This is a genomic window from Microbacterium sp. CCNWLW134 (genome assembly GCF_037083565.1).
In the GTDB taxonomy this organism is placed as follows: domain Bacteria; phylum Actinomycetota; class Actinomycetes; order Actinomycetales; family Microbacteriaceae; genus Microbacterium.
Window position 1 is genome coordinate 1,142,996 of sequence record NZ_JBAOJU010000002.1, and the last position, 19,933, is coordinate 1,162,928.

Here is a 19,933-nt window from a genome sequence, read left to right on the forward strand (position 1 = left end):
TGGCGCGGCGTCCGACGATGTGCGTCGCGTCAACCGATCCGGGATTCACCGTGGCGGGACGACCGCTACTGTCTGAGAATGGCCACGCCTGAGATGGACGCCCACGCCGATGACGGCGTCATCACGGCGACGCTGATCGAGATCGATCCCGACATGGGGCTGCGCGCGGCCGAGGTCGCCGAGCGTGCGGCCGCCGGCCGCACCAACGCGTTCACCGCCGACACCAGTCGAAGCGTGTGGAACATCGTCCGGGCGAACGTCTTCACGCTGTTCAACGGAATCGTCTTCGGATGCTTCTTCGTGCTGTTCGTGCTCGGCAGATGGCAGGACGCGCTGTTCGGCTTCGCCGCGTTCGCGAACTCGATCATCGGATGCGTGCAGGAGTTCCGCGCCAAGGCCGCACTGGACAGGCTCGCGCTTCTGAACGCCCCCCGGGCGCGCATCCGTCGCGATGGCGAGGAGGGCGAGATCGCGCCGGGCGAGGTGGTCATCGACGACATCCTCGTCCTCCGCGCCGGTGATCAGGTGCCCGCCGACGGTGTCGTCCGCCGCGCGCGGGGGCTGCAGCTGGACGAATCGATGCTCACCGGCGAAGCCGACCCGGTCGACAAGCGCGACGGCGCGGAGGTGCTCTCCGGCTCCGTGGTGGTCGCCGGCGAGGGCGAGGCGCAGGTCACCCGAGTGGGGGCTGACTCCTATGCGAACAGGTTCGCCGGCGAGGCCAAGCGGTTCTCGCTCGTCGCCTCGGAGCTGCGGACCTCGATCAACCGCGTGCTGCGGTGGATGAGCTGGCTGATCGGACCGCTGGGGCTCCTGGTGCTGAACGCCCAGATGATGGTCGCCGGCGGGTGGGCCGCAGCCTGGGAGTCGGGCGGCTGGGTGCAGGCGATCGTCAACACGATCGCCGCTCTGACGGCGATGATCCCGCTCGGGCTGGTGCTGATGACCTCCATCGCGTTCGCGGTCGGCGCGGCACGTCTCGCGAGTCGGCAGGTGCTCGTCAACGAGCTCCCCGCCGTGGAGGGTCTCGCGCGCGTCGACGTCATCTGCCTGGACAAGACCGGCACTCTGACCGTCGGCGACATCGCGTTCGACGCCCTGCACCCCCTCGACGGTGCGGCGGAGCCGGCCGAGGTCGCAGCTGTGCTCGCCTGGTACGGAGCCGCGCCGGATGCCAACGCGACGGCGCGCTGTCTGCGGGAACCCTTCCCGGTCGCGGACCCGAGCGTGCCCGCGCACGCCATCGCGTTCTCCTCGGCGCGGAAGTGGAGCGCCGTGTCGTTCGCTCACGGCCCCGCGGGCACCTGGATCCTGGGGGCGCCCGAGATGATCTTCGGCGACATCGCCACCGACACCGCCACGCCGCTGGGTGAGCGTGTCGTCACCCTCGCCGCCACCGGCCGTCGGACCCTCGTCCTGGCTCGCACCGCTCTGTCGCTGACCGAGGAGGATGTCGCTGCGGAGCGTCTCCCCGCGCAGCTGCAACCTGCCGCGGTCCTGACGTTCCGAGAGACCGTGCGTCCCGATGCGGCGCAGACGCTGGCGTACTTCGCGCGTCAGGGCGTGGGCGTGCGCATCATCTCCGGCGACAACCCGCGCACAGTCGCAGCCATCGCCCGTGACCTCGGGGTCGAAGCCCCCGAGGGATACGATGCCCGGCGCCTCCCCGAGGACGACGAGGCGCTGGCGGGCGTGCTGGAGGAGCACACGGTCTTCGGGCGTGTCACCCCCGAGCAGAAGAAGCGGATGGTCGTCGCCCTGCAGAGCCGCGGACACACCGTGGCGATGACCGGCGACGGCGTGAACGACGCCCTCGCCATCAAGACGGCCGACATCGGCATCGCGATGAACTCGGGGTCGGCGGCGACGAAGGCGGTCGCGCGCCTGGTGCTCTTGGACGGCAAGTTCTCGCACCTCCCCGACGTCGTCGCGGAGGGGCGGCAGGTCATCGCCAACATCGAGCGGGTCTCGATGCTCTTCCTCACCAAGACCGCGTACGCGACCGGGCTCGCGCTGCTGTTCGGTCTGCTCGTGCTGGAGTTCCCGTTCCTGCCGCGACAGCTCTCCATCACCGACGGTCTCACCATCGGCATCCCGGCGTTCTTCCTTGCGCTGCTGCCGAACACCCAGCGCTACATCCCCGGATTCCTCCGGCGCTCGTTGAGCTTCGCGATCCCCGCGGGTCTGATCATCGCGATCTCGTTGACGCTCTACACCCTCGCCGCCTCGTCACTCGGTATCGGCGAGGCCGAGCTTCGAACGGGGTCGACGATCATCCTCGCCGTCGTGGGGATCTGGGTGCTGACCGTCCTGTCCCGGCCCGTCACCCGGGTGAAGGTGCTCGTGATCGGGGCCATGTTCATCGCGCTGCTGGCCATCTTCACCCTCCCGGCGACGACGGCCTTCTTCCAGCTGGTCGACCCCGGACGGGATGCCGCCTGGCTCATCACCGGCGTGATCATCGTCACGATCGGGGCGATCGAGGTCGTGCGCTTCTTCCACCGGCGCGTCGTCGCGCGCGACCTCGCGCGCGATCGGGGGCGGCCGACGGGTCAGCCGACGGGTTCGCCGGCGTCCGACCGCCTGGCGGGTGCGGTGAAATAGCGCGACGCGGGCGGCACCCACACGAAGACGACGGCGATCACCTGCACCAGCAGCTGAACGGTCGCGGGGATGTCCCAGCTGTCGCTGGAGACGATCGTGACCACCTGCAGCGCGACCAGGAGGGCGACATAGCCTGTCAGGAACAGGCGTGCCAACCGACTGCCCCGGGCGAGCGCGGAGGCGAGGGCGACCACCAGAAGACCGAAGAGGATGATGCCCGCGCCCAGCAGCGACACGGGGAGCACCTCGTCGGCGGCGACGTCGTATCGGCTGAGGAGGACGAGGATGCCGAGGGCGACATTGGCGAAGGCGACGGTATAGACCAGCACCACCACGACGGTCAGGACGACCCCGCGTCGAGGCCGCGTCTCGCCGGTCGCAGCGTCGCCGCGGACGCTGTCACTCCGGGGCGCGCTCACGGGTTCACCCTAGTGGTGCACCCTCCCGCGCGGCATCAGTCCGTGCAGCCGAGGCGCTGCTGCATGCTCGTCATCCGGTCGATCTCGGCCTCCTGGGTCTCGATGATCGACTGCGCGACGGCGAGGACCCGAGGTTCGGAACCGAGGTCGATCACCGCCTCCGACATCGGGATGGCGCCCTGGTGATGGCGGATCATCAGGGCGAGGAAGTCGCAGTCGGCCTGCGCGCCCGTCGCCGCACGGAGGGCGTCGAGCTCGGCCGGGGTCGCCATGCCCATCTCGGCCTCCAGCTCGGCGTTCGTCAGGGCCTCGCCGTCCCCGCCGCCGTGCCCGCCGTGGGCGTGGTCGGTCCCCGCCATCCAGCCCATCAGCGGACCCCCCGACTGCGGCAGACCCCAGCTGACGAGCCAGCCGTACATCTCACCGCGTTGACCAGATTGGCCGGTGGCGATGTCGTAGGAGAGGGCACGCACCTCGTCGTCCTCGGTCTTGCGGTAGATCTCCATGGCCATCTCGATGGCCTGGGCGTGATGCACCTGCATGTCGCGGGCGAAGCCCGCCTCGGCCGACGTCGTGCCGGGTGCGGCGACCGCGCTCGCCGCACCGAACATCGAGAACCGGCCGATCGCGAAGGCGAGCGCCCCGATGCCGAGCGCGACGAGCGCGATCAGCACCCAGCGGGGGAGTCCGCGGCGCGAAGCGGTGGGGTCGGTCATCGGCTCCCGATCACTGACGCCCGGGACCGTCGATGGCGCCGCTGCAGGCGGCGTTGGGCTCAGGGGCGTTCTGGCTGCGCCAGTACTCCTCGAAGAACTCCGTGATGCGCTCGTCGGAGGCCGAGTCGACCTTCAGCTGTGCGTTCCACGCGCTGACGGCGATCGGGGTGTCCATGCCCTCGTAGGGGGAGAGGATCGCGTAGCTGGAGGGCAGGTAGCTCTCGAGGGTGTCGACGTCCTCGGCGCTCACCTGCGCGGGGTCGTAGGTGACCCAGACCGCGCCGTGCTCCATCGAGTGCACCGCGTTCTCGTTGGCCTGCGGTTCGGTGTAGACGCCGCAGTTCAGCCACACGGCATTGTGCGGACCGCCGGCGGGAGGAGTCTGCTCGTACTCGACGGCACCGTCGACGTGGTCGGTGGCCAGCTCGAACGTCTCGACACCCTCGATCTCGGCGCCCGTGCTGTCGAGGGCGCCGTACGTGGGGGGAGGGGCGGGGGCGAAGACGATGGATGCCACGATGGCCGCGATCACGGCGACCGCCGCCGTCGAGCCCACGGCCCACCAGACCACCTTGCTGCGGCGGCGCTTGGCGAGCTGGCGCTGATACTCCGCGAGCTTCTCCTGCTTCTTCTGCTCGCGCTGCTGCTTGACGGTCTGATTGATCTCGGCCTGGGTGGCCGGATTGCCGCTGGCGCGCTTTCCGGACGGACGGGAGGACGAAGACGGGGTCATGGCATGGGCTCTCGGGTCTGGCGCGGCGAGCGCGTCGAGGCAGGAGGGACGTGCCCATCTTATGCGGGCGCATGGGGGCGAGCCCTGGGAACGGGCTCGTAAACGGCCCCGCATCCGCTAGACTCGGGTGGTCTTCGAATCGATTCGACGCGCGTCTCTCTCCGACGCAGCGACGACCCCCGTCGGCTGCCTCCTCTTCCGGCCGCGCGACACCCTGCCACGAAACCGAGAGTGACTGTGCTCGATACCGCCTCCCAGCCGACCGTCCCGCCCGCCGCTGCCTCCCCGGCTCGCACGACCACCGGAGCCATCCGCACCCTCGGATCCAATCCCGCGACGGCGCCCGTCATGCTCCATCCGGGCGACGCCATCCCCGCCCGCAAGCGCCTGCTCTACATCATCCTGCTCGGGGCGCTCACGGCCCTCGGGCCGTTCACGATCGACCTCTACCTGCCGGCCTTCCCGGTCCTCGAGGACGACTTCCAGACCACCGCTGCCGCGATCCAGCTGACCCTGACCGGCACGATGATCGGGTTCGGTGTCGGACAGCTGATCGTCGGACCGCTCAGCGACAAGGTCGGGCGCCGCGTGCCGCTCATCTCCGTCACGGCCCTCCACGTCATCGCGAGCATCGCCGCCGCCCTCGCGCCGACGTTGATGCTCCTCAGCGTCTCTCGCGTCTTCATGGGGATCGGCGCCGCTGCCGGCGGTGTGGTCGCGATGGCGATCGTCCGCGATCTCTTCGGCGGCAAGCGGCTCGTGGTCATGCTCAGCCGACTCGCCCTCGTCACCGGTGTCGCGCCGGTCGTCGCACCGCTCGTGGGCGCCGGGCTGCTCGCCGTCATGCCGTGGCGGGGACTGTTCATCGTGCTCGCCGTCTACGGGGCTCTCCTGCTGGTGTGCGCCGTCCTCCTCGTCCCCGAGACGCTCCCCCCGGCCCGCCGAGGCGGCAGGGGCGGCACGACCGTTCTGCAGCGGTACCGGAGCGTCCTCAGCGACCGGGTGTTCCTGGGCGTCCTCGTCATCGGCGGCATGACCTTCAGCGGGCTGTTCTCGTACCTCTCGGCCTCCTCGTTCCTGTTCCAGGAGGGCTACGGCTTCGACGCGCAGCAGTACGGCCTGCTGTTCGCCGTGAACTCCCTCGGTCTCGTGGTCGGGGTGCAGACCGCGTCGCGGCTCGCGGCGCGGTTCGGCCCGCAGTGGGTCCTGGCGGGATCCACGGCGACGCTGGTGCTCGCCTCCAGCATGATCATCGTCCTCGATCAGCTCGGCCTGGGTCTGTGGGGCACCGTCGTGCCGCTGTTCCTCTTCATGACGGCGTGCGGGTTCACCTTCCCCTGCATCCAGGTGCTGGCGCTCGATCGGCACGGCAAGGCCGCCGGCACGGCGGCATCCATCCTCGGCGCGGTCAACTTCGGCGTCGCCGGCCTCATCTCCCCGGTGGTCGGGTGGATCTCGCAGGACACCGGCATCACCGGCACCTCGATGGCCGTCGTGATGGTCGGATGCGGCGTGGTCGCCGTGCTCGCTCTCTGGCTGATCGTCCGCCCGCGGTCGGTTGCACAGCTGACACCCTGAGCGCAAGCCCCCCGCGGCTGTCCACCCCGTGCGAGAACCGCGGGGCAGAATGAGCCGATGGACACCGCCACACCGCCGACGCTGGATCGACGGGCGTGGACCGTGCCGCTGGTCGCCGGACTGATCCTCGTCGCCCTCGCGGTCGGTCTCGGGGCCTGGATCTTCATCCGGGGCAACGAGCCGTTCGACCTCGACGCCGAGTGGAACATCCTCCTGGCGAGCTGGTCGTCGCCGGTGGCGACCGCCTTCTCGCAGTTCATGAACGTCGTCGGCGCGGGGTGGTTCTCGATCGCCGTCGTCCCCCTCGCCGGTGCGCTCCTCCTGATCCTCCTCCGCCGGCCCTGGGGGGCGCTGTTCCTCGTCGTGTCCCTCGCAGCCTCGGCCGCGAGCGTGCAGGTGCTCAAGCAGACGTTCGGCCGAGCGCGGCCGGAGGACATCGTCGTGGTCAGCGACTACGGCTCCTTCCCGTCCGGTCACGCCGCGAACGCCGCGACCGTCGCCGCGATCGCGCTCGTTCTCTTCCCGCGGGTGTGGGTGGGGATCGTGGGTGCGGTGTGGACGCTCCTCATGGCTTTCAGCCGCACCTACCTCCATGCCCACTGGCTCAGCGACACCCTCGGCGGCGCGCTCGTCGGGGCAGGCGTGACGCTGCTGCTCGCCGCGGCTTTCGCCGTGCCGTTGGCGAGGGAGAGACGACGGCGGACGGATGCCGCGGCGGAGCCCGTCTCGCTACTGTGAACCCATGACCCAGGCGGAGTCGTCCGATCCCGATGCGGTGGTGGCCGCCGAACTCGCGCGGCTCCGCGCCGACGCGGAGGCCGCCGAGGCGGAGTTAAAGGCCGCCCGGGCGCGCGCCGTGCTCGCCGCAGCCGAAGAAGCGGCCGCTCGCGCGTCTCAGGCGCCGCCCGATGCCCCCAGACCCGTATCGGAGCCGGTGGGGGACGGTCCGCTCACCGAGGATGGCGTCGCCGCCGTCGTCCGCGGCTACACCTTCGACGAACCGGGCCTGCATCTCGGCGCCCTCGTGAACGGCGAGGCCGTGCCGACCGCACAGGTGCGCATTCCGTTCGGGATGCTGAATCGACACGGGCTCGTCGCGGGCGCGACCGGCACCGGCAAGACCCGCACCCTGCAGCTGCTGGCCGAGCAGATCGCCGCCGGCGGGGTTCCTGTCTTCGCCGCCGACATCAAGGGAGATCTGTCGGGGGTCGCCACGCCCGGTGAGCCGAGCGAGAAGCTGCTCGCGCGTACGCGTGCCATCGGGCAGGACTGGAAGCCCGCGGCATCCGCGACCGAGTACTTCTCCCTCGGGGGCATCGGAACCGGCGTGCCGATCCGCGCGACGGTGTCGGCATTCGGGCCGCTGCTGCTGAGCAAAGTGCTGGGACTGAATCAGACCCAGGAGTCCAGCCTCGGGCTGGTGTTCCACTATGCCGATGCCAACGGCCTGGCGCTCGTGGACCTCTCCGACCTCCGGGCGGTGCTGACCTATCTCACCAGCGCAGAGGGCAAGGCGGAGCTGAAGGAGCTCGGCGGACTCTCCGCGGCGACAGCCGGAGTGATCCTCAGAGAACTCATCACCTTCGCCGATGGCGGCGCCGACGTCTTCTTCGGCGAGCCGGAGTTCGACGTCCGCGACATCCTCCGCACGGCTCCCGACGGCCGCGGCATCATCAATCTCCTCGAGATCCCGGGTGTCGCCGACAAGCCCGAACTCTTCTCGACGTTCCTCATGTACCTCCTGGCGGAGCTCTTCGAGATCCTCCCCGAAGTCGGCGACCTCGACAGGCCGAAGCTGGTGTTCTTCTTCGACGAGGCGCACCTCCTCTTCCGCGACGCCTCGAAGGATTTCGTGGCGGCCATCGTGCAGACCGTGCGTCTCATCCGCTCCAAGGGCGTCGGGGTGTTCTTCGTCACGCAGACGCCGAAGGACGTCCCGTCCGACGTACTCGCCCAGCTCGGCTCGCGGGTGCAGCACGCGCTGCGGGCCTTCACCCCCGAGGACGCCGCGGCCCTGCGCGCAACCGTCCGCACGTACCCGACCTCGGGGTACGACCTCGAGCGCGTCCTGCAGGAACTGGGCACGGGGGAGGCGATCGTGACCGTGATGAGCGAGAAAGGCGCTCCCACACCCGTGGCCTGGACCAGGCTGCGGGCGCCCCTGGGGCTCATGAGCCCCTCAGCCTCGGCGAAGATCCAGGCCACCGTCGCCGGATCTCCCCTCCTCGCCGCGTACGCCGAGGCCGTCGACCGCGAGTCGGCGCGGGAGATCCTCACCGCCCGGATGAACGCCGCGGCGGAGGCCGCGGCCGCCGCCGATGCGGCCGCGGAGCAGGCCAGGATCGAGGCCGAGCTGGCGAAGCAGCGCGCAGCCCACGACAGGGCCCAGGCGGACGCTGAGAAGAAGGCGCGGAAAGAGTACGAACGTCTCCTGAAACAGAGCGCGGGCAGTCGCTCCACCCGCACCACCCGGCGCGCCGACCCGTCGCCGATCGACCGGGTGCTGGGCTCGAAGGCGACGCAGAGCATCCTCCGCGAGGTGATCCGCGGCGTCTTCGGCACCGCGCGCCGCTGAGTGGGAACCCCCGTTCGCCGTCGCCGGGGCGAGGGTAGCCTGTGGACATGGCGACGAAGCCCCCCACCTCCGACATCGATGAGAACGACCTGAAGGTCGGTGACCGCAAGAAGGTCGCAGTCGGCGTTCCCGCCGTTCTCCACGCCCTGCAGATGTCCTACGAGCAGATGGGGGTGGTGCGCAGCGCCCAGACCCTGCTCCGGGTGAACCAGAAGGACGGCTTCGACTGTCCGGGCTGCGCGTGGCCGGAGGAGGACAAACGCCATATCGCGGAGTTCTGCGAGAACGGGGCCAAGGCCGTCGCCGAAGAGGCGACGCTGCGGAAGGTGGGTCCGGAATTCTTCGCGCGACACAGCGTCACCGAGTTGCGGGAGCGCGACGACTACTGGCTGGGTCAGCAGGGTCGTCTGACCCACCCGATGATCCTCGACGAGGGGGCCACGCACTATCGGGAGGTCTCGTGGGACGACGCCCTCCGCGTCATCGCCGATGAACTCCGGGGGCTCGATGATCCTGACGAGGCGGTGTTCTACACCTCCGGGCGCACGTCGAACGAAGCCGCCTTCCTCTACCAGCTGCTCGTCCGCGGGCTCGGGACGAACAACCTCCCCGATTGCTCGAACATGTGCCACGAATCATCCGGGTCGGCGCTGACCCAGACGCTCGGGATCGGCAAGGGCACGGTCTCCATCACCGACATCCACGAGGCGGATCTCCTCATCGTCGCCGGGCAGAACCCGGGCACGAACCACCCCCGCATGCTGAGCGCGCTCGAGAAGGCCAAGGCCCGCGGAGCGACGATCATCGCGGTCAACCCGCTCCCCGAGGCCGGGCTCATCCGGTTCGAGAACCCTCAGACCCCCAAGGGCATGATCCTCGGCGGCACGCGGATCGCCGACCAGTTCGTGCAGATCCGCCTCGGCGGCGACCAGGCGCTGTTCCAGGCCATCGGCAAGCATCTGCTCGAAGCAGAAGACCGTGCGGGAGGCGTGATCGACCGCCCGTTCATCGACGCCTACACCTCGGGCTTCGAAGAGTACCGGGCGGCGATCGCCGCGGTGCCCTGGGAGGAGCTGGTCGTCGCGACGGGGATCGCCGAGGACCGCCTCCGCCACGTCGCCGAGACCGTACGGGGATCGGGGGCCACGATCGTCTGCTGGGCCATGGGGCTGACCCAGCACAAGCACTCCGTGCCGACGCTGCGCGATATCGTGAACGTCCTGCTCCTCCAGGGGAACATCGGGCGCCCCGGTGCCGGGGTCTGCCCCGTCCGCGGCCACTCCAACGTCCAGGGCGATCGCACCATGGGCATCTACGAGAAGCCCTCCACGGCGTTCCTCGACGCGCTCGACCGCGAGTTCGACTTCGCCGCCCCGCGCGAGTGGGGCTATGACACCGTCGACGCGATCCGCGCCATGCGCGACGGGCGGGTCCGGGTGTTCTTCGCGATGGGCGGCAACTTCGCCAGCGCCACGCCCGACACCGCGGTGACCGAGGCGGCCCTGGCGACGACGGATCTGACCGTGCAGGTCTCCACCAAGCTCAATCGCTCGCACCTGGTGACCGGGCGTCGGGCGATCATCCTGCCCACGCTCGGCCGCACCGACCGCGACCGCCGGGGCGGCGGAGAGCAGCGGGTCACGGTGGAGGACTCGATGAGTGCGGTCCACGCCTCCCGCGGCCGGCTCGCACCGCCGTCGGACGACCTCCTCAGCGAGGTGGCGATCATCGCGCGCCTCTGCCGCATGCTGTTCGGCGACGTCGACGGCGACGCGGTCGATGCGCCGCCCACGGCGCCGCCGCTCGAGACCCAGCCGGCACCCGAGGAGGTCGATCGCCGGCAGGTCGAGCGCGACACCGTGGAGCCGGGCGGCGCCGACCCCGCGGGGGTGGATCGCCCGCGCAACGTTCCCCACGCGGACTGGTCGGCCCTGGAGAACGACTACGCACTCATCCGCGCTCACATCGCCCGGGTGGTCCCCGGCTTCGAGGACTTCGAGGAGCGGATCGCCAAGGGGCGCACGTTCATCCTCCCGAACGGCCCCCGCGACGCACGCACCTTCGCCACCGAGACCGGGCGGGCGATGTTCACCGCCAACCGCCTCGAATACCCCGAGATCCCGGCCGGAAGGCTGCTGTTGCAGACGCTGCGGTCGCACGATCAGTACAACACCACGATCTACGGCAAGGATGATCGCTACCGCGGCATCCACGGGGGCCGCCGGGTGGTCCTCGTCAACGAGCACGACCTCGGCGCCCAGGGGCTGCGCGACGGCGACCTGGTCGACCTCGTATCGGAGTGGACGATGACGAACGGCGCGGTCGAGGAGCGCCGCGCAGAACGGTTCCGGGTCGTCGCCTACCCCACCCCGCGCGGCAACGCCGCGGCCTACTATCCCGAGACGAACGTCCTCGTTCCGCTGGACTCGGTCGCCGACGTCAGCGGCACACCCACGTCGAAGTCGGTCGTGGTCCGCCTCGAACAGGTCGCGGCAGCCGCGCGCGCCTAGGCTGAGGGCGTGCACACCGCCGCCGTCATCACCGTCTCCGACCGCTCCGCCGCCGGCGCGCGTGCCGATGAGAGCGGACCGCTCGCCGTCGCCGCGCTCCGCGAGGCCGGCTTCGACTGCGACGAGGCGGTCGTGATCGCCGACGGTGCCGACAGCGTCGAGCGTGCGGTCACGGCTCAGGTGCTCGCAGGGGTGAAACTCGTGATCACGACCGGCGGCACGGGCGTCGGACCGCGCGACGCGACGCCCGAGGGAACCGCGAGGGTGATCACCCGCGAGATCCCGGGGATCGCGGAGGAACTGCGCCGACGGGGTGCGGCGGAAAAGCCCGCGGGCATGCTCACGCGGGGGCTTGCCGGGGTGGTGGACCCGCACGGGGTGATGGTGGTGAACCTTCCCGGCTCCCCGCGGGCCGTGACGTCGGGCATGCCGGTCGTCCTGTCGGTCGCCCGGCACGTGCTCGATCAGCTCGCGGGTGAGGACCACCGATGACGCCGGTGCGGATGGCGCGGATCAGCGCCGACCCCCTGAATCTCACCGCACATCTCGATGCCGTGGAAGACGTCGCGGCGGGCGCGGTCACCACCTTCATCGGGCGGGTGCGAGACCACGATCCGGATGCCGCAGCAGCGGTGCGAGCGCTCGAATACACCGCTCATCCCGATGCCGAGACGGTCCTCGCCTCGCTCGCGCAGGAGGCCGCCGGTGACACCGGCGCGCTCGTCGCGGTCAGCCATCGCGTGGGAACGCTCGGGGTCGGAGACGCCGCGGTGATCATCGCGGTGGCCGCGGCGCATCGCGGCACCGCCTTCGACACCTGCCGTCAGCTCATCGAGCGGATCAAGACGGATCTGCCGGTGTGGAAGAGGCAGATCGAGGTCGACGGGACCGCGACCTGGCTCGGCCTCGGCGGCTGAGACTCACCCGCCGGCGAAGGGCGGGAGGACATCCACGACGGTCTCGGCGCTGAGCGGCTCGTCGTCATCGACCCGGCTGCCGCCGACGAGCACCGCACAGCGGGGGAGGAGGCCCGCCATTCCCGGGCGCTCGGTGGCCAGCGCCGCGCGCAGCGCGCCGAGGGTCGGCTCGGCCCTCGTCTCCTCGCTCGTGCCGGCCATCTCCTCGGCCGCGGCGAAGTACCTCACGCGCGCCATTCAGGTCTCCGCCGTCTGCTCGGAAGGTGCGTCGTCGTACTGGGCGACGAGGTCGACGACGGCGGCGAGCGCGGCCCTGACGTCGTCGGGGCCGGCTCCGGCCCGACCGGCGACGAGACCGGCGACGAAGGCTCCCAGGGGGGCGCCGGGTCGGGCGACACCGTTCGCGACTTCCCGCGCGAGGTCGAGGACGCCCGAGACGGGCACCTGATCGGCGGCGAGGTCGAAGTGGTCGCGCATCAGCTCGGCCCAGCGGTCCAGAGCCTCCGGGGGCAGCGTGCGCGGTGTCGGTGTGGGTGTCTCACTCACGGTTCCCGTCCTCCCCGGCGCGGCGCGCCGCTTCAAGATCCTCCCACGTGTCGACGTCGAAGGAGAGAGCCGCGGCGGCGTCGGAGGAGAGAGCCGCGGTTCCCGGATCGCTGACGACCGTCACGGCGAGGTCGTTCACGAGGTCGCGCACGGCCGCGTCACGGCCGCGTCGCGGCATCCGCTCGATCTGGCGCCCGAGGGGGGCGGTACGGAACAGGCCGACGAGGAACTGCGGTCGGCTGGTGGCGTCACCGAGGCAGACGGCCTCGACGTCGCTCGGCACCAGCGCGGCCGCAGCCGTGAGAAGGGGGACGGCGGATTCGGCGTGGGGGAGGTCGCACGCGAGCACGAGCGTCCACGCGGGCCGAGTGTCCGCCGCTGCCATCGCGGCGTCGAACCCCGCGACGATCCCTGCCACCGGTCCGCCGAACGCGGGATCTTCGCGTGTCCACCGCACCGTGCCCACAACCGGCATCTCGGGGCCGACGGCGATGATCGGATAGGCGCCGGCACGGGTCGCTGCGGAGACGGCGATGTCGAGCAGGGATCTGCCTCCGACGGTCTGGAGCGGCTTGGCCACCCCGCCGAGCCGCCGCGCGCGCCCGCCGGCGAGCAGGATCGCGGAGAGATCGATCATCCTTCCGGGCGCACCCACGTTCCTGAGCGCCCGCCCTCCTTCGCCACGATCCGCACGGCCTCGATGGAGGTGGACTTGTCCATGCCCTTGACCATGTCGACGACCGCGAGGGCGGCAACGCTCACCGCGGTGAGAGCCTCCATCTCCACGCCGGTGCGATCGGCGGTGCGGACGGTCGCCTCGACCGACACGCCCTCGTCCTCGACGACGAGGTCGACCGTCGCGCCGTGCACGCCGATGACGTGGGCGAGGGGCAGCAGGGTGGGGGTGAGCTTGGCCGCCTGGATGCCGGCGATCCGCGCCACCGCCAAGACATCGCCCTTGGGGATCGCCCCATCCCGCAGGGCGGCGACGACCGCGGGCGCGCAGCGGACGAAGCCGCGCGCGGTGGCGGCGCGGACGGTCGGGGTCTTCTCGGTGACGTCCACCATGCGGGCCCGGCCGGCGGCGTCGAGGTGTGTGAAGCTCATCCCCTCAGCATGACATCGACCCTCTGAGCATGACGTCAACCCTGTCGCCCGGCTCGACCTGCTCCACCTCGGCCGGGACGATCGCGAAGGCCTCGGCCTGAGCGAGGCCGCCGGCCAGGTGCGAGCCCGAGCCGCCCGCGGTCGCGGGGACCACGCGCCACGCGGCGGGGTCGCTGCGATCGATGGCGGCGGGGAGGTACTGGCGGCGACCGGGGGGCGTGCGCCACCCCGTGCCGGCGGCGAGTCGCAGCACGGGCCGCTCGAGCTGCGTGCGCCCGGCCATGAGGAGCAGGGCCGGGCGCACGAAGACCTCGAACGACACCGCGGCACTCACGGGGTTGCCCGGGAGACCGAACAGCAGCGTGCCGTCGTCGAGTGCGCCGAACCCCTGCGGCTTGCCGGGTTGCATGGCCACGCCGGTGAAGGTCATCTCCCCGGTGGGACCGAGGGTGGACTTCACCACCTCGTAGGCGCCCGCGCTCACGCCCCCGGAGAACACCACGGCGTCCGCGCCCGCGTCCCGGGCTGCGGCGAGCGCGGGTCGGAGGCCCTCGTCGTCGTCGGCGACGGTCGTGCGCAGGACGACCTCGGATTCCGCGTCGCGCGCGAGCCCCGCGAGGAGGATGCTGTTGGACTCCGGGATCTGGCCCCGCGCCAGGTCGGCGCCGGGGGCGACGAGTTCGGATCCCGTCGAGATCACCGCCACGCGTGGTCGGCGGCGTACCCGGACGACGGCGACACCCGCAGCAGCGGCCGCTCCGAGCTGGAAGGGCCCGAGCGCGACACCCGCGGCGACCACTTCGTCGCCGGGGGACAGATCACCACCACGGTGCCGGCGGTGGGCGCCGCGGGCTCGTGGGGCGCGCAGCACCTGGATCTCGCCGAGGGAGTCGGCCAGACCGTCGGCGGTGTCCTCGAACGGCACGACGGTGTCGGCGGCGGTGGGCATCGCCGACCCCGTCATGATGCGAGCGGCCTCGCCGGGGCGGAGGGAGGGGTCGAGGGGGCTCCCTGCGGGCAGGTCGGCGACGACGCGCAGCGCGACCGGTGTCGACGGCGTCGCACCGGCGACGTCGTCGTAGCGCACGGCGAAGCCGTCCATCGCCGAATTGTCGAAGACCGGAATCGGCACCCGTGCGCGCACCGGTTCGGCGAGGGTCAGACCGAGCGCGGTCTCGACGGGCGATGCGACGACGTCGCAGGGGCGGACCGCGGCGAGGATGGCGTCGCGGTGCTCCTCGACCGACCGCAGAGCGTGGACGGAGCTCACGTGTTCGCTCCGGCGGGTGCGCCTGCCGCGGCGATCCACGCCGTGTAACCGCCCCGGAGCACCGAGGCGTCGACACCGGTGGCGCGAAGCGCCTCGGCGGCCCGCCGGGCGCGGCCGCCCGCCTGGCAGACGACCACGACGGGACCGTCGCCGGCGGGGCTTGCGAGCGCGGTGGGCGCGGCGAGCACGTCGGCGAGGGGGCGGAGAACAGAACCCGGGATGACGCCGCGGGCGGTCTCCCACGGTTCGCGGACGTCGAGCAGCACCGCCCCCGTGTCGAGCTTCTCGGCCAGTCGCTCCGGTTCGATCTCGGGGATGTCGGTCGCGGCGACGATCGGCGCGGGGGAGGATCGTCGAGCGGGCGCCAGCGGCACGTCACGCACCGCACCCGCCCAGGCGTCGACCACCAGGATGCGGCCGAGGAGCGGCTCGCCGACGCCGGCGATGAGCTTCACCGCCTCGGTCGCGAGCAGTCCGCCGACCTGCAGGCACAGGGGGCCGAGGACTCCCGCCTCGGCGCACGAGGGGGCGTCGTGAGCCGACCCGGTGGGGTAGAGGTCGTCGAGGACGACCCGCGCGGCGCCGTCCGGCGGGGTCGACCAGAACACGGTCACCTGAGCGGCGGCCCCCTGCAGGGCTCCCCACACCAGCGGCACCCCGAGCGTCTCGGTCGCCCTCGCCACGGCCTCCCGGGTGACGAAGCTGTCGCTGCCGTCGACGACGAGATCGGCGCCGCGGAGCAGATCGGCCGCGTTGTGAGCGGTCAGGCGCTCTCGCCGCGCGTGGACGCGAGTGGTGGGGGACAGGTCGCGGGTGACGCGTTCGACGCTGTCGGTCTTGGGTCTGCCGAGATCGGCCACGCGGTGCAGGACCTGACGCTGGAGGTTGGACAGATCCACCACGTCGTCGTCGATGACGGTCAGGGTTCCCACGCCCGCGGCGGCGAGCGCGAGGATGACCGGCGAGCCGAGCCCTCCGGCCCCGATGACGGCGACGTGCGCGGCAGCGAGGCGCCGCTGACCGATCTCGCCGAGCCCGGCCAGGGCGGCGTGTCGGAGCGTCCGCTCCTGCTCGGCGGGGTCGAGCAGCGGTGCCGGGTCGACAAGGGGTGGCAACGGCATGGCATCAGGCTAGCCCCGCCGCCGATGCCCCGCGCCGCCTCCGCGTCTGCGGAGATATGATGCGTATTGTGCCGAATTTTCGGATCTCAGACGCCGCGGCCCTTCTGGGGGTGAGCGATGACACGGTGCGCCGATGGATCGATCAGGGAACGCTCGAGACCACGGGTGCGGTCCCGGCGGAGATCTCGGGAACCGTCCTGGCCGCACACGCGCTCGCCCTGGCGAAGCAGGCGGGCGACCCCACCGGGGTTCTCTCCAGCGCCCGCAACCGCTTCGTGGGGCTCGTGACCCGCGTGCAGCGAGACGGCGTCATGGCCCAGGTCGACATCCAGTGCGGGCCGCACCGGGTGGTGTCGCTCATGTCGTCCGAAGCGGTCGACGACCTGGGGCTCGAGGTCGGGTCGCTCGCAGTGGCGTCGGTCAAGGCCACCACGGTGACCGTGGAGGTCCCCCGGTGACGGGCGCTCCCTCGACCGGTCGTGCGAGATCTCGACGTCACATCCGTCCTGTCACGATCGGTGCTCTCGCGGCAGCCGCCGTCATCCTCAGCGGTTGCGCCGGGCCGGCCCCGACCTCGCCGTCGCCGGGTTCTGCCCAGGGAGGACTCACAGGGAGCCTCACGGTCTACGCGGCGGCGTCCCTGCAGAGCGCGTTCGATGATCTCCTGACGGTCTTCGCCGAGGAGCATCCGGATGTCGCGGTGCAGCCTCTCGTCACCGACGGATCATCGGCCCTCGCCACCCAGATCATCGAGGGGGCGCCCGCTGATGTGTTCGCCAGTGCCGATGAGCGCATCATGCAGCAGGCGGTCGACGCCGGGGTTGCGGCCGATCCGGTGGTCTTCGCCGCGAACACCCTGGTCCTCGTCACCCCGACGGGCAACCCCGCGGGCATCGCAGGGCTCGCCGACCTCGTCGATGCGATGGTGGTGCTGTGCGAGCCCGATGTCCCGTGCGGCGCCGCCTCGAGGACGCTCCTCCAGAACGCAGGGGTGAGTCTCACCCCCGCGAGCCTGGAGCAGAACGTCACGGCGGTGGTGACCAAGGTCGCCGCCGGCGAGGCCGACGCGGGCCTGGTGTACGCCACCGACGTCGTCGGCCGCGATGACGTCGAGGTGATCGTGCCCGGCGGAGCCGCGGACGTGGTCAACCTGTACCCGATCGCGGTGACCACCGGGGCCGCCTCCGACGAGGTCGCCCGCGCCTTCGTCGACCTCGTCACCGGTCCCGAGGGGCAGCGTGTGCTCGCCGACGCCGGGTTCGCGTCTGCCGGACCATGACCTCCGACTCGCGCTCGCTCCGATCGGCGCCCGCCCCCGCGGTTCCTCCGATCCTCGCCGTCCCTGCCGTCCTGGGACTCGCCCTCCTCGTCGTCCCCCTGGCCGCGCTGGTGTCGCGGGCGCAGTGGTCGACCCTCTGGGCGGACGTGACCTCGCCCCCGGCGGTGTCGGCGCTGCTGCTGTCGCTGCAGACCGGACTCGCGGCCACGGCGCTGTGCATCATCCTCGGCATCCCCCTCGCGCTCGTGATCGCGCGCGCCTCGACGCGGACCGCTGCTGTTCTGCGTGCGGTCGTCACCGTTCCGCTGGTCCTCCCGCCGATGGTGGGCGGGGTGGCGCTGCTGTTCCTCTTCGGCCGCAACGGCTGGCTCGGTCCTGCACTGGATGCCGTCGGCATCCGACTGCCCTTCACCACCACCGCCGTCGTCCTCGCCCAGGCCTTCGTCGCGCTGCCGTTCCTCGTCCTCGCTCTGGAAGGGTCGCTGCGAGCGATCGGGAGCCGGTTCGAGGAGGCGGCAGGCGCGCTCGGCGCCGGTCGCTGGACGATCCTCGCCCGCATCACCCTTCCGCTGGCCGCACCGGGGCTCATCGCCGGTGTCATCCTCTGCTTCGCTCGGGCGGTGGGGGAGTTCGGCGCGACGGCACTGTTCGCGGGGAACGCCCCGGGGGTCACCCAGACCATGCCGCTCGCCATCTACAGCGCCTTCAACGGTGCGGGCGTGGCGCAGGGGACCGGAGTGGCTCTGTCGCTCCTCCTGCTCGTCACCGCCCTGGTGGTCCTGCTCCTCGTCCGTGCCTGGCGACCGGGGAGCCTCCGGTGACGGCGGGGCGACTCGAGGTCGAGGTCGACGACCAGGCGCGCGGCGACATCCGGCTGTCGGTGTCGTTCGTCGCCGAGCCGGGCGAGGTCGTGGGCATCATGGGTCCGAGCGGTGCGGGCAAGTCCACGCTCCTCGGAGTGATCGCGGGAACGGTGCGGCTGGACTCGGGACGCGTCGTCCGGGACGGACGTGTGCTGTCGGCCCCCGGACGCCTCGTGCCGGCCGCGGCACGCGAGGTGGTGCTGCTCGGCCAGGACGCGCGGCTGTTCCCGCACCTCTCCGCTGCCGAGAACATCGCGTTCGGGCCGCGGGCGCGTGGCGTCTCGCGGTCGAAGGCGCGCTCCGACGCGGCATCCTGGCTCGAACGGGTGGGCCTGGCGGGCCTCGGCGATCGGCGGCCCGGAGAACTCTCGGGCGGTCAGCAGCAACGGGTGGCCCTCGCACGCGCGCTCGTGACCGACCCGGCCGTGCTGCTACTGGATGAACCCTTCACCTCGCTCGACCCCGTCACCGCCGACGACCTGCGCGCGGTGCTGCGCGATCAGCTCGCCGCGACGGGCGTCACCGCCGTCGTCGTCACCCATGACGCTCTTGATGCCGCGGTGCTCACCGACACCCTGATCGTCGTCGAAGCCGGTCGCGTCAGCCAGCGCGGGCCGACCCGCGAGGTGCTCGCCACCCCGGCGACGGCGTTCGTCGCGCGCATCGCGGGTCTGAACCGGGTCGAGGGGGTTGCGCGGGACGGAGCCTGGGAGCGCGCCGGGCGGCGGGTCGTTCCCGCGGATGCCGCCTCGCGCGCCCTTCTCGTGACGGGTGGGCGGGTGTGGGCGGTGTTCCGCCCCTCGGCGGCGGCGATCGGGGCACCCGACGGCGGTGGCGGCGCCGCGGCGGAGGGCGTGGGCGGATGGTCGGCGCGGATCGTCCGGCACGAGGCCACGCCCTCGGGGGTGCGTCTGCACACCGACGAGCCTCCCCTCTTCGTCGATGCCGACCTGGCCGCCGCCGCGCGCTTCCCCGTCGGCGCCGACGTCACCGTCACGCTCGACGAGGCGGCGGTCCGGCTGACACCTGACACGCGCGCCGTCCCGCACGCCGGCCGCGTAGACTCCCCGCGTGCCGCGCCTTCGCCCCTTCCGCCCCGGTGACGAACCGGCGCTCGCCGAGATCTGTCTGCGCACCGCCGACGACGGCGCCGACGCGACCGGCGTGCTGCCCGATGACGATCTCTGGGCCGCGCTCTTCGTCCTCCCCTACGTCGCGCGGCACCCCGACCTGGCCTCGGTCGTCGAGACCGATGACGGTCGGGTCGCCGGTTACCTCGTCGGGACTCCTGACACCGCCGCGTTCGAGAGCTGGTTCGCGCGCGACTGGTGGCCGCGGGTCGCCCCGCACCGTCCCGGGAGGGAGGGGGCCGAGGGGCGCCACGCCGATCTGCTGAACGACGCCGCCGCTCGGGGGACGAGCGCACATCCGTATGCCGGCGAGTATCCCGCTCACCTGCACATCGACCTCCTCCCCGAAGTGCAGGGACAGGGGTGGGGGCGCCTGCTCATCGCCGGCTTCGTCCAGACGCTGCGGGACCGGGGCGTGCCGGGTGTGCACCTCGTCGCCTCCGCCGGCAACACCGGGGCGCTGGCGTTCTATCCTCGCCTGGGCTTCGCGGCGCTGCCGTCGACGCCCGGGAGTCAGGCCTTCGGGATGCGTCTGGACTGATCGCGCGCCGCCCTCCGCCCCCCG

At 71.8% G+C, this 19,933-nt stretch carries 21 protein-coding genes; 12 read left to right on the forward strand and 9 right to left on the reverse strand.

Annotated elements, in window-relative coordinates; translation table 11 throughout:
* Window positions 1–153 precede the first annotated feature (153 nt).
* Window positions 154–2,604: an HAD-IC family P-type ATPase gene (locus V6S02_RS16050; protein ID WP_336401682.1), complete on the forward strand. Its 2,451-nt coding sequence runs from the start codon at window positions 154–156 to the stop codon at window positions 2,602–2,604.
* Here V6S02_RS16050 and V6S02_RS16055 read toward each other — a convergent pair.
* From V6S02_RS16055 to V6S02_RS16065, 3 genes are read right to left on the reverse strand one after another with little or no spacing between them, the layout of a single operon-like run.
* Window positions 2,553–3,023, reverse strand: coding sequence for a hypothetical protein (locus V6S02_RS16055; protein ID WP_336401621.1), 471 nt, complete (start codon window positions 3,021–3,023; stop codon window positions 2,553–2,555). The two genes, V6S02_RS16050 and V6S02_RS16055, sit on opposite strands and share 52 nt — an antisense overlap.
* A 35-nt stretch (window positions 3,024–3,058) precedes the next feature.
* Window positions 3,059–3,739 carry a DUF305 domain-containing protein gene (locus tag V6S02_RS16060; protein ID WP_336401622.1) on the reverse strand — a complete coding sequence of 227 codons (681 nt, stop codon included), beginning with the start codon at window positions 3,737–3,739 and terminating at the stop codon, window positions 3,059–3,061.
* Window positions 3,740–3,749: 10 nt separating this feature from the next.
* Window positions 3,750–4,472, reverse strand: coding sequence for a DUF3105 domain-containing protein (locus V6S02_RS16065; RefSeq protein WP_124293932.1), 723 nt, complete (start codon window positions 4,470–4,472; stop codon window positions 3,750–3,752).
* A gap of 237 nt (window positions 4,473–4,709) precedes the next feature.
* Between V6S02_RS16065 and V6S02_RS16070 the strand changes: the two genes are divergently transcribed.
* Genes V6S02_RS16070 through V6S02_RS16095 form a run of 6 tightly spaced genes read left to right on the forward strand, consistent with a single transcriptional unit; the run spans window position 4,710 to window position 12,052 of the window.
* Window positions 4,710–6,050: a multidrug effflux MFS transporter gene (locus V6S02_RS16070; RefSeq protein WP_442927943.1), complete on the forward strand. Its 1,341-nt coding sequence runs from the start codon at window positions 4,710–4,712 to the stop codon at window positions 6,048–6,050.
* 57 nt (window positions 6,051–6,107) lie between these two features.
* A complete protein-coding gene (locus V6S02_RS16075; protein ID WP_336401623.1) occupies window positions 6,108–6,788 on the forward strand; it encodes a phosphatase PAP2 family protein in 681 nt (226 codons plus the stop codon).
* Between the two features lie 4 nt (window positions 6,789–6,792).
* Complete coding sequence (locus tag V6S02_RS16080; protein WP_336401624.1) at window positions 6,793–8,625, forward strand: helicase HerA-like domain-containing protein; 1,833 nt, start codon at window positions 6,793–6,795, stop codon at window positions 8,623–8,625.
* A 47-nt stretch (window positions 8,626–8,672) separates the two neighbouring features.
* On the forward strand, window positions 8,673–11,135 hold the full coding sequence (locus V6S02_RS16085; RefSeq protein ID WP_336401625.1) for an FdhF/YdeP family oxidoreductase: 2,463 nt from the start codon (window positions 8,673–8,675) through the stop codon (window positions 11,133–11,135).
* 9 nt (window positions 11,136–11,144) lie between these two features.
* The gene (locus tag V6S02_RS16090; protein ID WP_336401626.1) at window positions 11,145–11,627 is read left to right on the forward strand and encodes a MogA/MoaB family molybdenum cofactor biosynthesis protein; all 483 of its coding nucleotides are present in this window, start codon (window positions 11,145–11,147) and stop codon (window positions 11,625–11,627) included.
* Window positions 11,624–12,052 carry a molybdenum cofactor biosynthesis protein MoaE gene (locus tag V6S02_RS16095; protein ID WP_336401627.1) on the forward strand — a complete coding sequence of 143 codons (429 nt, stop codon included), beginning with the start codon at window positions 11,624–11,626 and terminating at the stop codon, window positions 12,050–12,052. Before V6S02_RS16090 ends, V6S02_RS16095 begins: the two co-directional genes overlap by 4 nt.
* Window positions 12,053–12,055: 3 nt before the next feature.
* Here the strand turns inward: V6S02_RS16095 and V6S02_RS16100 are convergent, their stop codons facing one another.
* From V6S02_RS16100 to V6S02_RS16125, 6 genes are read right to left on the reverse strand one after another with little or no spacing between them, the layout of a single operon-like run.
* Window positions 12,056–12,289 (reverse strand): MoaD/ThiS family protein, encoded by a 234-nt coding sequence (locus tag V6S02_RS16100; RefSeq protein WP_124293926.1) that lies wholly within the window; start codon window positions 12,287–12,289, stop codon window positions 12,056–12,058.
* Window positions 12,290–12,598 (reverse strand): DUF6457 domain-containing protein, encoded by a 309-nt coding sequence (locus tag V6S02_RS16105; protein WP_240638624.1) that lies wholly within the window; start codon window positions 12,596–12,598, stop codon window positions 12,290–12,292.
* Window positions 12,591–13,235 (reverse strand): molybdenum cofactor guanylyltransferase, encoded by a 645-nt coding sequence (mobA, locus tag V6S02_RS16110; RefSeq protein ID WP_336401628.1) that lies wholly within the window; start codon window positions 13,233–13,235, stop codon window positions 12,591–12,593. The genes V6S02_RS16105 and mobA overlap by 8 nt, the downstream gene beginning before the upstream one ends.
* A complete protein-coding gene (gene moaC / locus V6S02_RS16115) occupies window positions 13,232–13,705 on the reverse strand; it encodes a cyclic pyranopterin monophosphate synthase MoaC (RefSeq protein WP_124293924.1) in 474 nt (157 codons plus the stop codon). Before moaC ends, mobA begins: the two co-directional genes overlap by 4 nt.
* Before the next feature lie 4 nt (window positions 13,706–13,709).
* The gene (locus V6S02_RS16120) at window positions 13,710–14,975 is read right to left on the reverse strand and encodes a molybdopterin molybdotransferase MoeA (protein WP_336401629.1); all 1,266 of its coding nucleotides are present in this window, start codon (window positions 14,973–14,975) and stop codon (window positions 13,710–13,712) included.
* Window positions 14,972–16,096: a ThiF family adenylyltransferase gene (locus tag V6S02_RS16125; protein ID WP_336401630.1), complete on the reverse strand. Its 1,125-nt coding sequence runs from the start codon at window positions 16,094–16,096 to the stop codon at window positions 14,972–14,974. The genes V6S02_RS16120 and V6S02_RS16125 overlap by 4 nt, the downstream gene beginning before the upstream one ends.
* 68 nt (window positions 16,097–16,164) lie before the next feature.
* Here V6S02_RS16125 and V6S02_RS16130 point away from each other — a divergent pair, with 68 nt between their 5' ends.
* From V6S02_RS16130 to V6S02_RS16150, 5 genes are read left to right on the forward strand one after another with little or no spacing between them, the layout of a single operon-like run.
* On the forward strand, window positions 16,165–16,554 hold the full coding sequence (locus V6S02_RS16130; protein ID WP_124293921.1) for a TOBE domain-containing protein: 390 nt from the start codon (window positions 16,165–16,167) through the stop codon (window positions 16,552–16,554).
* A complete protein-coding gene (modA, locus tag V6S02_RS16135) occupies window positions 16,551–17,375 on the forward strand; it encodes a molybdate ABC transporter substrate-binding protein (protein ID WP_336401631.1) in 825 nt (274 codons plus the stop codon). Before V6S02_RS16130 ends, modA begins: the two co-directional genes overlap by 4 nt.
* Entirely contained in the window at window positions 17,372–18,196 is an 825-nt protein-coding gene (locus tag V6S02_RS16140; RefSeq protein WP_336401632.1) for an ABC transporter permease, read from the forward strand. The genes modA and V6S02_RS16140 overlap by 4 nt, the downstream gene beginning before the upstream one ends.
* Window positions 18,193–19,341: an ABC transporter ATP-binding protein gene (locus V6S02_RS16145; protein ID WP_336401633.1), complete on the forward strand. Its 1,149-nt coding sequence runs from the start codon at window positions 18,193–18,195 to the stop codon at window positions 19,339–19,341. The genes V6S02_RS16140 and V6S02_RS16145 overlap by 4 nt, the downstream gene beginning before the upstream one ends.
* The gene (locus tag V6S02_RS16150; protein ID WP_336401634.1) at window positions 19,310–19,909 is read left to right on the forward strand and encodes a GNAT family N-acetyltransferase; all 600 of its coding nucleotides are present in this window, start codon (window positions 19,310–19,312) and stop codon (window positions 19,907–19,909) included. The genes V6S02_RS16145 and V6S02_RS16150 overlap by 32 nt, the downstream gene beginning before the upstream one ends.
* Window positions 19,910–19,933 lie beyond the last annotated feature (24 nt).

Coding starts and splice junctions, on each gene's coding strand:
- V6S02_RS16065 (WP_124293932.1), bottom strand. CDS start 4,472: ATGACCCCGTCTTCGTCCTCCCGTCCGTCCGGAAAGCGCGCCAGCGGC.
- V6S02_RS16140 (WP_336401632.1), top strand. CDS start 17,372: ATGACCTCCGACTCGCGCTCGCTCCGATCGGCGCCCGCCCCCGCGGTT.
- V6S02_RS16050 (WP_336401682.1), top strand. CDS start 154: ATGGGGCTGCGCGCGGCCGAGGTCGCCGAGCGTGCGGCCGCCGGCCGC.
- V6S02_RS16095 (WP_336401627.1), top strand. CDS start 11,624: ATGACGCCGGTGCGGATGGCGCGGATCAGCGCCGACCCCCTGAATCTC.
- V6S02_RS16060 (WP_336401622.1), bottom strand. CDS start 3,739: ATGACCGACCCCACCGCTTCGCGCCGCGGACTCCCCCGCTGGGTGCTG.
- V6S02_RS16085 (WP_336401625.1), top strand. CDS start 8,673: ATGGCGACGAAGCCCCCCACCTCCGACATCGATGAGAACGACCTGAAG.
- V6S02_RS16080 (WP_336401624.1), top strand. CDS start 6,793: ATGACCCAGGCGGAGTCGTCCGATCCCGATGCGGTGGTGGCCGCCGAA.
- mobA (WP_336401628.1), bottom strand. CDS start 13,235: ATGATCGATCTCTCCGCGATCCTGCTCGCCGGCGGGCGCGCGCGGCGG.
- V6S02_RS16075 (WP_336401623.1), top strand. CDS start 6,108: ATGGACACCGCCACACCGCCGACGCTGGATCGACGGGCGTGGACCGTG.
- moaC (WP_124293924.1), bottom strand. CDS start 13,705: ATGAGCTTCACACACCTCGACGCCGCCGGCCGGGCCCGCATGGTGGAC.
- V6S02_RS16125 (WP_336401630.1), bottom strand. CDS start 16,096: ATGCCGTTGCCACCCCTTGTCGACCCGGCACCGCTGCTCGACCCCGCC.
- V6S02_RS16100 (WP_124293926.1), bottom strand. CDS start 12,289: ATGGCGCGCGTGAGGTACTTCGCCGCGGCCGAGGAGATGGCCGGCACG.